Raw genomic sequence first — 13,002 nt, 5'->3', positions numbered from 1 at the left:
ATTTTGTTCTACAACAGCCCGTCCGCCTCAAGTGCGGCGGCCATGCGGTCGAAGCATTCCTCCAGTAGCGGGTAGGGCATGGCGAAGTTCATACGCACGCAACCGCGCCCGACCTCGCCGCATTCACGGCCGTCTGTCAACGCCACGTTGGCCTTCTTAAAGAAATAGTTGGCCGGGTCGCCGATGCCCAGTGGCGAGAAATCCAGCCACGCGATATACGTGCCCTGCGGCTCCACATAGCGCACCTTGGCGAATCTCGTGCGCATCTGCTCGTTGACCAGCGCGATATTGCGCTCGATATATGCCATCACGCCCTCGAACCATGCCGCGCCGCCGTCATAGGCCGCAGTGGTGGCTATGGCACCGATGGTGGCCGTCTGGTGCTCGGACCATTCCGCGTTCCTCATCCATAGTTCCAGATCGTCCGGATTGGTGAGAATCACCTGCGCGCACTTGGTGCCGGGAATGTTGAACGACTTCGAGGCTGAAGTGGAGGTGAAAGCCTGCATGGCCGTCTGCCGGTTGATTGAGGCGAATGGCACATGCGTGTGGCCTTGGTAGACGAACGGCGCGTGAATCTCATCGGAGAATATACGCACGTCGTACTTGGCGGCCAGATCGGACAATCGCAGCATTTCTTCGCGCGTCAATACCTTGCCGATCGGGTTGTGCGGGTTGCACAGCACGAAGGCATGGCAGCCGTTCGCGAACGCCTGCTCAATGGCGTCGAAATCGAACAGCCATTCATCATTGCGCCCGCTGCTCTCGCCGGCGCCCGCGCACAGCATCGGAATCTCAAGGACCTCCACGCCATACAGACGCGGCACACTTAGGAACGGCATATAGGCCGGAGTCGGTACCACGATGGAGTTACCGGCGCGCACGATCTCGCGCAGGAACACTTCGAACGCCTCCAGCACGTCCGGCACCGGGCGGATGCACGTTGGATCCACCTCCCAGCCGTAGCGGCGCTGCCATGCGGCGCACGAGCGGGCGACCTCCTTCTTCCACGGGTCGGGAATGTAGCCGAGCGCGCCACGTTCAGTAGCCTCTTCGATGGCTTCGGCCACGCACGGTGCCAGACCGTAATCCATCTCGGCGATGAATGCGCCGATGCAGCCGGGGTAACGGGTCCATTTATCCGAACCGACCTGCTCCAGATCCTCGATGGTCGTCACGTCGATGTGATTGGCATCAAAGCAAGAGGCGCCGGCGGTTGCGTTGCTCACAGTCGTTGACTGGGGAATGTTGTTCATGCTCATAACATGCCATTGTTCCCGGTGCAGAAGGGCTGCTCAACGGTCTGGCTCCCCGAAATCGTGATGGCGCTCGCAAGCTTGCTTATCGCTGTGCGACTACTTGGCACTCAAATATTTGAGTGACGTGCGCTCGAGCTCCTCGAGCAATGAACCAAGCGCGGGGCGATGGTCGCCGGCACGAGTCACGATGCCGACCTCGCGCGCCGCAAAATCGTCGGCAATGGGACAGGCCACCAGATCGCCTTGCAGATTGATATGTGTATCGAGCGCCGGCACCAGCGAGACGCCCATGCCAACCTCGACCAGGTTCTGCGTGGCCCAGTAATCATCCGTGCAGTGGCGGATATCCGGCTTGAATCCGGCACGGGTGGCCAGTTTCACCAAATTTGCGCGGCAGGTGGGGCAGCCGGCGATCCAATGCTCGTCTTTGGCGGCGGACAGCGGCACGGGTTCGCCGGTCTCCTCGAATCGTTTGGCGATGCCGCTGGAGCGGCGCACCAGCAGTCGCATCGGATCGTAACCCAGCGAATGGAAGGTCAGGTCGTCGCCGATGTGCAGGAAGTTCGGGATGCTGCTGTAGCGGAACACGGCGGCGGTATCGGCCTTGCCTTGGGAAATCAGACCGATCGCCTCCGGCGGCTCCATCTGAATCAGGCTCAGCTCGATGTCCGTGAACATACTGAGCTTGACCACGGTACGGGCCGCGATAGTAGAGCAGATTGACGGTGGGGCCACCAAATGCAGGTGAGCAAACCGATGATGCCGATAATCCTCGACCTCACGGGCCGCCCGCTCCAGCCGATCGGCGATGGCCTCGCCGTGGCGGGCGAGCATCGAACCGGTGGCGGTGAGTTCCACACCATGCGAGGTGCGTTGCACCAGAGTCGAACCGCACTGTGCCTCCAGCTTTTTGATCTGCTGGCTGATGGCCGGCTGCGACCAACCCGTGGCCTTGGCCGTGGCGGAGAACGAACCATACTGTTCGATCTGCCACAACGTGACCAATGATTGGGGGTTGAGCGCGGCCATAGGTACCTCTTTCGTGCCTTTTCGTGCCTTTTCGTGCGGTGATTCAATTATGGCCGGGCGGCAGGATGTGGCGTGCGCGCCGATCGTCAGTCCTCGAACTGCTTGGCGAGCGGAACCATCAGCACGGTGAGCACGGCGAACAGGGCGGTGGTGATGAACAGCACGATGGCGACCGGCATTTGGTCGTAGGCCCAGCCGTACACCATCTGGCCGAGCGGCTGGGCGCACATGCTCACGGCCGCGGCCATGGACATCACTTTGCCGGCCATTGCCTCGGGCGTACTGAGCTGGATGGCGGGCACGGCGATGAGATTCGTGAAGCAACTGGCGACCATCGTGCCGCAGGTGAATACGATCAGCACCACGAGTTTGGTCCATGCGTCGACCGGCAGCAGGAACACAATACCCTGTGGGACCATGGCCAGCGTAAGCGTCGCCATCAGCCCCGGCAGCCAGCGCATCGTGAGCTTGGCGGCGAACAGGCCGGCGATGAATGCGCCCGCCACGCCGGAAACACCGATCAGGCCGTCGGCGATGCCGTAGACAGTGGCGTCGAAGCCGAGCACTGTACGAATCGTGTACGGGAAGCCGACGCCGGAATAGCCGATAAGCACAAAGTTGAGCGCCGCCGCGAACAACAGCAGTCTGAACACGTTCGGCCGGTCCTTGATGAGGAATCGCACGCCTGCCTTGAGGTCTTCAAGTGGGGTGGGCAGCTCCTCGTCGCCGCGATCCGGGGCACTGAGGCGGATGAAGCATTCGAGCGCGGCTGCGCCGGCGAAGCTTGCGATGGCGATGATCATCATGAGACGGATGCCGAACATCGCATACAGCACGCCGCCGAGGAAGCTCGGCAGCAGACTGCTTAGTTGTTGGACCTGATTGATCACGGCCATGCCTTGGCGCATGGTGGCCGGGCCGTACTGCCGGAACATCTGGGGGAGTGCGGCCTGCACGGTCGGGGTTTCGAAGGCGCCGAGCACGGCGAGCAGCACCTGCATGGTGGCGATGGCTACGATATGGAAGCCCGTGGTGGCGAAGACGATGGCGCTCGCCAGCACGAGCACGGCGGAGATGGCGTCGAGCGCCACCATGATGGTGCGGCGGTTGACGCGATCGGCCAGCACGCCTCCGAACGGGGAGAGCAGGATGGTCGGCACGATGGAGATGGCCAGCACCGAGGCGAAGATGGTGGCTGAGCCGGTTTCGTCCAGCACCCACATCGACATCGCGAATCGCAGCATCACATTGCCGAACAGCGAGATGCCTTGTCCGGCGACCAGCAGCACGAAGTCGCGGGACAGCAGCGGGCGTTGGGTGGCGGTGCCGGCGATGTCATTCTCGGGTTTCACTGTGCTATTCATTCTGAGCCTTTCTCCGGCTCCCCTGCGAACGTCATCATGCCCTTCGCGGCGACCGTGATGAGCTCGTCATCGAAAATCGGCACGCCGATCGCGTCGAGCATGGTGGCCAAGCAGCGGATGCGATGCTCCATTTCGGGCAGGGTCACCGGGTAGAAATACGGCATCAGCCAATAATTCGGCAGCAACGAAAGCAGCTCTGCGGCCTCGCGCGGATACTCGGTGGGGATGGAGCCATCCTTGACGCCCGCCTCGATCAGCGGCAGGAAGCGTTCGGGCAGATGCTTGCTCCATACCTGCATATTCGCGGCAAACGAAACCGGATTGCTCAGCATCGGCATGGCGGCTCGCATGATCTGCACGTGGTCTTGCTTGGTCATCGAATGCCGCCATAGCACGCGGAACTTTTCGAGGGCGGTAAGGTCAGTGCGATTCATGACGGATTCGTTGAAGTCGTCCTGCATATTGTTGTCTCGGTTGATGAGCTCTTCGAGGATGGCTTCCTTGGATTTGAAGTGATGGTAGATCGCGCCTTTGGAGAGGTCGCCGAGCTCGTCCACGATGTTCTGGATGGAGGTGTGCTCATAGCCCTGGGCCATGAACAGCCGTTGTGCGGCGTCGAGGATGCGGGTGCGCGTCACCTCGGGGTGAGCGTTACGTGCCATGGTGGCCTCCCTACTGTGCTTGATGTTGCAGATCACTATAGATACCGACCAACGGTATGTATAGCGGTTTCGGCGAGCCTCCAACGATTCCGGCGATTGTCGCCTACCCTTTTTCGCTTGGTATCTTTCGGCTGTGTGCTTGCCCCCGCCAGCAGGGGCAGCATATAGGCATACCAGGGCGCAAGTGTCGCCGTTCTCAGTATCCTTAGAAGAATGAGTCCTGAAGCCTTAAGTGAACTGATTTCCAGCATTGCCCACAACCTCGTCGCCGCCGGCCAGGCCGGCGCGTTGACCGACGAGCTGATTCCGCCCGTCGACAAGCTCGCCGTGATGCGCCCGAAGGACCGTGCGCATGGCGACTGGGCCTCCAACATCGCCATGCAGCTGGCCAAGAAGGCCGGCATGAAGCCGCGCGATCTGGCCGAGCCGTTCGCCGCCGCGCTCGCTGAAGCCGACGGCATTGCCAAGGTCGAGGTGGCAGGCCCCGGCTTCATCAACATCACGCTTGACTCCGCCTCGGCCGCCGCCGTGGTGGACACCGTACTCGCCGCCGGTGCCGTGACCGACGCCGACAAGCATCTCAACAAGGTCAACGAATACGGCCGCAACGACCATCTGGGCGGCCAGACCCTGAATCTCGAGTTCGTCTCCGCCAACCCCACCGGTCCGATTCACATCGGCGGCACTCGTTGGGCTGCCGTCGGCGATGCCATGGCCCGCGTGCTCGAGGCCAACGGCGCCAAGGTGGTGCGCGAATATTATTTCAACGATCACGGCGAGCAGATCAACCGCTTCGCCAAGTCGCTGGTCGCCGCTTGGGCCGAGGCCAATAACTTGGGTGAGGCCGGCTACCAGACCGAAACCCCGTGCGACGGCTACAAGGGTGCCTACATCAACGAGATCGCCGCCCGTGTTCAGGCCGAAGCCGAGTCCGACGGCGTGGACCTGACCGCACTGGCCCACCAGGATCAGGGCCTGAACGATGACGGTGAACCGCTCGGCGAGGCCGATACCGAAGTGCGCGAGGAATTCCGCAAGCGCGCCGTACCGATGATGTTCGACGAGATTCAGAAGTCCATGAAGGACTTCCGCGTGAACTTCGACGTCTGGTTCCATGAAAACAGCCTGTACGCCGACGGCAAGGTCGACGCCGCCATCGAAGAGCTCAAGTCCCGCGGCGACATTTTCGACAAGGACGGCGCCACTTGGTTTGAATCCACCAAGCACGGCGACGACAAGGACCGTGTGATCATCAAGTCCAATGGTGAGTTCGCCTACTTCGCCGCCGACATCGCCTACTACTGGGACAAGCGCCATCGCGCCGAAAACTCGGCCGACGTGGCCATCTACATGCTTGGCGCGGACCACCACGGCTACATCGGCCGCATGATGGCCATGTGCGCGGCCTTCGGCGATGAGCCCGGCAAGAACATGCAGATTCTCATCGGCCAGCTGGTCAACGTGATGAAGGACGGCAAGCCCGTGCGCATGTCCAAGCGCGCCGGCAACGTCGTGACCATTGACGACCTGGTCTCCGTGGTCGGCGTGGACGCCGCCCGCTACTCGCTGGCCCGCTCCGATTACAACCAGAACTTCGACATCGACTTGGCCCTGCTCGCCTCGCACACCAACGACAACCCGGTGTACTACGTGCAGTACGCGCACGCCCGCTCCAAGAACGTGGACCGCAACGCAGCCGCTGCCGGCATCAGCTACGAGGGTGCCGACCTGGCCCTGCTCGACACCGAGGCCGACGGCGAAGTGCTCGCCGCCCTCGCCCAATTCCCGAGCGTGCTCGCCACTGCGGCCGACGACCGCCAGCCGCACAAGGTGGCCCGTTACCTCGAAGAACTGGCCGCCACCTATCACAAGTGGTACAACGTAGAGCGCGTGGTGCCGATGGCCCTGACCGATCCGGAAACCCGTGGCGACGACGAGGCTCGCAAGGCCTTGGAGATTGCCAAGAACCCGGAGCCGGCCCGTGCCGCCGCCCGCCTGAAGCTCAATGACGCCGTCCAGCAGGTCATCGCCAACGGCCTCGACCTCCTCGGCGTCACCGCCCCCGAAAAGATGTGATTATGCCTATTTCTCCAATTTGGCCGGCCGCTACGGCTGTGAATGCCGACGGTGCCATTACATTCCACGGTCGTACCGCCGAATCGCTGCTTGACGAGTTCGGCTCGCCGCTCTATCTCATCGACACTGATGAAGTAGTCGCACGTGCCAGGCACTTCGTGCGCGCTGCCGCCGAAGCATTCGACACATCCACTACGCACGTGAGCTTTGCCGGTAAGGCGTTCCTGTCCAAAGAAATCGTGCGATTGGTCACCGAGGCCGGCATGTTTGTGGACACTTGCACGATGGGCGAGATGAAAATCGCCCTCGCCGCTGGCGTTCCCGGACGTCGTCTGGTGCTGCACGGCAACAACAAGTCCGATGAGGAAATCGCGCTGGCCATCGAACAGGGCTTCGCCAAAATCGTGATCGACGAGCCCGACGAGCCGGAGCGCGTTGCTGCCATCGCCCGCAAGCTCGGCAAACGCGCCCGTGTGATGCTGCGCGTCACCGTCGGTGTCCACGCCGGCGGCCACGAGTACATCTCCACTGCTCACGAGGACCAGAAGTTCGGCGTGCCGCTGCTGGCCGCCGGGGCCGACGCCGCCGTGCTCGACGTGCTGAACGACCTCAAAGACGTGACGCCTGCCGCTACCAACGCGCGTATCTCTGCGACGCATTCCCCGGAAAATGGCGCGGAAAAGACCGAGAAATCAGAGCGCGAGCTGCACTACGACGTCAAGTACCCGTACGACCTGAGCCACGAGGAAGTCTCCGACACAGACAAGGCGCTGGCCGCCGCGATGGAAGCCATTGCGGACGGTCCGTCCATCGCCGTGCTCAAGACCATCCTCGCCAACCAGGACGTACTCGAACTGGTCGGAGCCCACTCGCACATCGGCTCCAACATCCACGATGCGGACGCCTTCATTCACGCGGCCAAGCGCATGATGCTGCTGCGCAAGACCCTGTGGGCCACCGACGCCTACATCCTGCCCGAAATCGACCTCGGCGGCGGCTACTCCGTGGCCTACACCGATGGCGAAGATTCAATGGACATTGACGTGGAACTCACTCGCTTGGCGGATGCGGTCAACAGCACCAACCGTGCGCTCGGCATGCCCGCCCCGGCCATCAGCTTCGAGCCCGGCCGCTACATCGTGGCGCCCGCCGGCATAACCCTGTACCGCGTGGGCACCATCAAGCACGTGCACTTGTCCGATGCCAAAGACAGTGACGGCAACCCGATTGCCGAGCGCGTGTATGTGTCTGTGGATGGCGGCATGTCCGACAACATTCGCCCGGCACTCTACGGTGCCGACTACACCGCGCGTCTGGCGAATCGCACCGGTTCCGCTGAAACGATGCTTGCCCGTGTGTGCGGTATGCACTGCGAATCCGGCGACATCGTGGTTCACGAGGTGCAGTTGCCCGCCGATTTGAAGCGCGGTGACATTCTCGCCGTGCCGGTTACCGGCGCATACGGCCGCACCATGGCCAGCAACTACAACCAAGCGCTGATTCCGGCGGTGGTTGCTGTCAGCGAGTCCGGCGCGCACGTCATGCTCCGCCGCCAGACCGTAGACGACCTACTCAACCTCGACGTCAGCGAGTGATCGGCGTGCAGAGGCGAGCGCCTGACAGTCTGTAATGTGCGGCCAAATCCGTCATAATACGAAAAGGGCCGTCAGCTTTGATGAGTACTTTCGGTCTGCTGTCGGAAATAATCCGTAAAATAGCGGTGGGATATAGAAAACTTTTTGGAAGGACCCTGAATTGGCTCGCAACAACGAAACCCCGATTCGCGTAGGCCTGCTTGGTGCCGGCACCGTCGGCTCCCAGACCGCCCGCCTGATTGTCGAGCAGAAGGACGAACTGTCCGCTCGTATCGGCCGCCCGGTCGAACTGACCGGCGTCGCCTGCCTCGACCCGAAGGAAACTGAGAAGTTCCCGTGGATCGACCAGTCCATCGTCACCACCGATACTTTGAGCGTGGCCACCAACTCGGACATCGTCATCGAGCTCATCGGCGGCACCACCGTGGCCCGCAAGTTCGTGCTTGCCGCCATCGAATCCGGTGCTTCCGTGGTCACCGCCAACAAGGCGCTGCTGGCCAAGTACGGCCCGGAGATCTACTCCGCCGCCGAGGCCAAGGGCGTCGACATCTACTTCGAGGCCGCTGTGGGTGGCGCGATTCCGTTCCTGCGCCCGCTGCGCGAGTCCTTGGTCGGCGACAAGGTGACCAGCATGCTCGGCATCGTCAACGGCACCACCAACTACATCCTCGACGAGATGACCACCAAGGGTCTCCAGTTTGACGACGTGCTCAAGGACGCCCAGGCCAAGGGCTACGCCGAAGCCGACCCGACCGGCGACATCGAAGGCTACGATGCTGCCAACAAGGCCGCCATCATGGCCACCCTCGGCTTCCACACCTCCGTGACCATCGACGATGTGTCCGTTGAGGGCATCACCAAGATCACCGCCGACGACATCGCCGCAGCTACCGCCGAACACAAGGTCATCAAGCTGCTCGCCGTGGTCGAGAACGGCGAGGCCGGCGTCTCCGCCCGCGTCTACCCGGCCCTGATCGACGAGAACCACCCGCTGGCCTCCGTGCACGGCTCCTTCAACGCCGTGTTCGTCAAGGCCGAGGCCGCCGACGACCTCATGTTCTACGGCCGTGGCGCCGGCGGCGCTCCGACCGCCTCCGCCGTCGTGGGCGACGTGGTGACCGAAGCCCGCCACATTGCTGCTGGCTGCACCGGCCCGTCCATCCCGCTGTACAAGAATCTGCCGAAGGCTCCGATTACCGCCTCCAAGGCTGCATTCGCCGTGCGCTTCCTGATTCACGACAAGCCGGGCGTGCTGGCCGCCATCGCCGCTGAGTTCGCCAAGAACGGTGTCTCCATCAACGGTGTGAACCAGGACCTGAAGTCCACCATGACCGATCCCGGCTACGACGGCGAGATTCAGCAGTTGCGCGTCGTGACCCACCTGACCGACGAGGAAACCCTGCGCAACACCGTCAAGGCCGTGCAGGCGCTCGACTTCGTCACCGGCGACCCGTCCATCCTGCGCGTGCTGGACTGACAAGACCTAAGCTCCCTCTGATGAGGCGGTCGAACGGTGAAAGCTGAATACCCAAGCTCCCCTGACAAGGGGAGCTCCTTTTTAAGGAACAACCATGAACCCAATCTGCAATAGCGTTCACGTGCGCGTGCCCGCCACGTCCGCCAACCTCGGCTCCGGCTTCGATACCGTGGGTCTGGCGCTCGACTACCATGACGAGCTCACTTTCACGCTCAACGACGACCCGAACGACGGCATTGCCCACGTGATCATCCACGGCGAGGGTGCCGACACCCTCCCACGCGACGAAACCCACCTCGTGGTCTCCACCTTCCGCCGTGCCTGTGCCACGTTCGGCCTCGGCCGACTCGGCTTCACGCTGGAAGCGACCAACAACATCCCTCAGGCTCGTGGCATGGGCTCTTCCGCCGAGGCCATCGTGGCCGGCATCGCCGCCGCCGCGGCCTTCGCCCAGACCGGTGACCTCAACCGTCCGGCCATCTTCGATATGGCCGCCCAGATCGAAGGCCACCCGGACAATGTGGCCCCGGCTGTGTTCGGTGGCCTGACCGTCTCTTGGGACTTCGAAACCGCGGAAGGCGTCGGCTCGGTCGCCGTTCCTGGTGGTGAACCGCTGCACGGCGGATTCCACGCCGTCAACTACCCGGTGGACCCGTCCATCACCGCCGCCGTGTTCGTGCCCGACTATGAGCTGTCCACTGAGAAGGCCCGTCAGGCGCTGCCTAGGGAACTGCCATACAAGGACGCCGTCTACAACGTGTCTCGCGTGGGTCTGCTGCCCGCTGCGATGAATCCCATGGTGCTGGCCCAGGCCGCCCAGCAGGGCAAGTCCGGCGTCGCCGCTGCCCCGGCTCAGGATGCCGATACGTGCGCTTGCGCTGGCGGAACCCGTGAATCGCCGTTCGCTGACGAGCTTGCGGCCGCTCAGGCCCAGTCCAACGCGCTACTGTTCACCGCCACGCAGGACAAGTTGCACCAGCCGTATCGCGGTACCCTGATGCCGCCGTCCACCGAGCTCATTGCGCTCTTCCGCTCCAAGGGCTATGCCGCCGCCGTCTCCGGTGCTGGCCCCTGCGTGCTCGTGCTGCACTACGGCAACGCCCGCGAAGCCATCGACCAGATCGCATCGGAGCAGCTTGCTTCCGGCCACTGGCGTGTGCTTCACCTGCCCATCAACACCGCCGGCGTCGAAATCGAGCGTCGCTAAGTCGAGGAGAAGGCTCCCGCTGGCGGGAGCTGGCCGCCGCAGGCGGTCTGAGAGTGGTCCGCCATACCGGCAGAGACCACCCTCAGTCTCACTTCGTTCGACAGCTCCCGCCAGCGGGAGCATAAGGACTTAAGTCATGTCCATTCCGCTAATTCTTGCTTCCAAGTCCAAGCCTCGCCGTGACGTGCTGTATTCGGCGGGTATCTGCCCCACAATTCGCGTCTCGCACGTGGATGAGCCTGCTGCGCTGGAAGCGGCCGCCCGTGAGGAAGGTGTCACCGTCGACGATTTGAGCATCAAGCAGCGTGTGATGATTCTTGCCGTAGCCAAGGCCGAGGCCGTTCACCGTGCGTATCGCGATGTGGCCAATACTGCCGCCGCCGCAACCGGCGATCGCGTGATTGCCTACCCGCTCAAGGCCAAGGAAATCAAGGATTCGGAACGCGAAGCCGTCGTCGAAGACCTGCGCAAAGCCGCCGCTGGCCAGCCCATCGACTATTCCAAGGCGGAAGTCGCCACCACGCGCGACTTCTCCGGCATCGACATGCCGACCATCACCGAACCCATCGCCACCGCTATTGCCGGACAGCCGGGACTGACCGAGGCGACAGTCGGCCCGCTGATTCTCGGCTGTGATTCGATGTTCCTCTTGGGCGGCGAATGCTACGGCAAGCCGCACAGCGAAGCCGTGGCCCGCGAACGACTGAAGCGCATGAGCGGCGCGACCGGCGAACTGTGGACCGGCCACTGCCTGATCGATTTCGCGACCGGGCGTACCGTGCGCGGCGCAAGCCACGCCAAAGTCCATTTCGGCGAATTCACCGATGCCGACGTCGAACGGTACATTGCCACTGGCGAGCCGCTGGAAGTCGCCGGATCGTTCACGCTGGAAGGCTTCGGTGGTGCGTTCATCGACAGTATTGAGGGCGATCCGCACGGCATCATCGGCCTCAGCTTGCCGCTGGCCCGGCATCTGGCCGGCGAACTGGGCATCACGTGGACTGACCTGTGGAATGTCGGCCGTGGTGAACTGGAACCGGAAAGCAAGGCATCGGGCAACCAGCACGCTGGCATTCTGCCGCCGGTCGAAAACGTACACCAGCCCGGCGATGGCTGGGTGGACTGCGCCTGCGGCCGCAAGCATTGGGGCACCAACGGTGCGTCCGGCATTCTGCTGGCTCGCCGCGACTCGGCGAGCGGCAAGGTGACTCACGTGGTCATGCAGCACCGTGCCGCGTGGAGCGCCGAAGGTGGCACGTGGGGTATCCCCGGCGGTGCCACTGCGGACGGCGAATCGTCCATCGAAGGCGCGCTGCGCGAAAGCTACGAGGAAGCCAACATCACCCCCGAAGACATCGAGGTGGTCGGCTCCTACCGCGAGGACCATGGCCCGTGGGCCTACACCACCGTGTTTGCCTTTGAAAAGCCCGGCCACACCGTCGAGCCCAAGGCAAACGACGACGAAAGCATGGAAATCTGCTGGGTCCCGATTGACGACGTGCCCAACCGCAAGCTCCTCACCGCTATGAAGACCGACTGGCCCCGCTTCGCCGCCCGCCTGGACGAGCTGGCCTGTGCTGGACATCGATAGTGGTGTTGGCTGGGCCAATGTTTTGCCGATGAGTTCACTTGGGTAATGCCGTGTGAACCGCGTGTGGACCGGGACGGATTCTGCTGTCCCGGTTCGTCATTTCGTCTCTTTTGGGACAACCGGGACAGATTTCGCTGTCCCGGTTCGTCATTTTGCCTCTTTTTGGGCAACCGGGACAGAATCTCATTCACCTGACGCCCTATCGTGCGATGGTCGCCGTCGGGGAATGGCGGAATTCCGGGGTTTTGGATTTGCATATATCGGGTGTTCATGGAAGGGCCTGTCCCGGTTCGCCAAAAGAGGCCGAAATCCCGAACCGGGACAGCCGAATCTGTCCCGGTTCGTATGTCGATCGATTGACCCCGCCACCGGGACATCAACCGCGCATAGACAGGACGCTTCAATGCCTGGCGGGCATGACCATATCGGATGACACACGTTCCCTCGTGCGTTTCGCCACGACCTCCGCCCCAAGTCAGTGCAAAAATGGCATTTTTAGCGGTGTGGTCAGCTGTCGCATGCGGAAAATCCTAAATCAACCGCCGAAGAGACACATCGCCGACTCGGCGGAACTCGCTGGTCTGCGCGCAATGAGGAGTGTTGTGTCTGAATGCGATTCAGACAATGGTCGGCGTCAAATAGCGGTCTCCAGCCATTAATCATTGGTGATTGTGGACATTGAGCGGAGTAATCATTCTAGATGATTCAGGGATATGCCGAAAATCATATCGTTCAGAGAATG

9 protein-coding genes are annotated in these 13,002 nt (G+C 62.5%); 5 read left to right on the top strand and 4 right to left on the bottom strand.

Annotated features, from left to right (window positions below; genetic code table 11):
* Positions 1–8: 8 nt before the first annotated feature.
* The 4 genes from AB5287_RS07850 to AB5287_RS07835 form a co-directional block, all read right to left on the bottom strand.
* The gene (locus AB5287_RS07850) at positions 9–1,262 is read right to left on the bottom strand and encodes a MalY/PatB family protein (protein ID WP_368220993.1); all 1,254 of its coding nucleotides are present in this window, start codon (positions 1,260–1,262) and stop codon (positions 9–11) included.
* 93 nt (positions 1,263–1,355) lie between these two features.
* Positions 1,356–2,288, bottom strand: coding sequence for a LysR family transcriptional regulator (locus AB5287_RS07845; RefSeq protein ID WP_368220992.1), 933 nt, complete (start codon positions 2,286–2,288; stop codon positions 1,356–1,358).
* A gap of 86 nt (positions 2,289–2,374) precedes the next feature.
* Positions 2,375–3,652 (bottom strand): MFS transporter, encoded by a 1,278-nt coding sequence (locus tag AB5287_RS07840; RefSeq protein WP_015512063.1) that lies wholly within the window; start codon positions 3,650–3,652, stop codon positions 2,375–2,377.
* Positions 3,649–4,314 carry a TetR/AcrR family transcriptional regulator gene (locus tag AB5287_RS07835; protein WP_060662359.1) on the bottom strand — a complete coding sequence of 222 codons (666 nt, stop codon included), beginning with the start codon at positions 4,312–4,314 and terminating at the stop codon, positions 3,649–3,651. Before AB5287_RS07835 ends, AB5287_RS07840 begins: the two co-directional genes overlap by 4 nt.
* Before the next feature lie 213 nt (positions 4,315–4,527).
* Between AB5287_RS07835 and argS the strand changes: the two genes are divergently transcribed.
* The 5 genes from argS (at position 4,528) to AB5287_RS07810 (ending at position 12,260) form a co-directional block, all read left to right on the top strand.
* Entirely contained in the window at positions 4,528–6,390 is a 1,863-nt protein-coding gene (gene argS, locus AB5287_RS07830) for an arginine--tRNA ligase (protein ID WP_007053075.1), read from the top strand.
* A gap of 2 nt (positions 6,391–6,392) precedes the next feature.
* Positions 6,393–7,985, top strand: coding sequence for a diaminopimelate decarboxylase (locus AB5287_RS07825; protein ID WP_368220991.1), 1,593 nt, complete (start codon positions 6,393–6,395; stop codon positions 7,983–7,985).
* A 160-nt stretch (positions 7,986–8,145) separates the two neighbouring features.
* Positions 8,146–9,462 carry a homoserine dehydrogenase gene (locus AB5287_RS07820; RefSeq protein ID WP_368220990.1) on the top strand — a complete coding sequence of 439 codons (1,317 nt, stop codon included), beginning with the start codon at positions 8,146–8,148 and terminating at the stop codon, positions 9,460–9,462.
* Positions 9,463–9,556: 94 nt separating this feature from the next.
* Positions 9,557–10,669, top strand: coding sequence for a homoserine kinase (locus tag AB5287_RS07815; RefSeq protein WP_007056639.1), 1,113 nt, complete (start codon positions 9,557–9,559; stop codon positions 10,667–10,669).
* Between the two features lie 136 nt (positions 10,670–10,805).
* The gene (locus AB5287_RS07810) at positions 10,806–12,260 is read left to right on the top strand and encodes a Maf family protein (protein ID WP_368220989.1); all 1,455 of its coding nucleotides are present in this window, start codon (positions 10,806–10,808) and stop codon (positions 12,258–12,260) included.
* The last annotated feature ends 742 nt before the right edge of the window (positions 12,261–13,002 follow it).

The organism is Bifidobacterium sp. RTP21102st3_E2_RTP21102_210122 (assembly GCF_040916945.1).
Taxonomy (GTDB): domain Bacteria; phylum Actinomycetota; class Actinomycetes; order Actinomycetales; family Bifidobacteriaceae; genus Bifidobacterium; species Bifidobacterium longum.
This window is presented reverse-complemented; position numbering and strand designations above follow the sequence as displayed.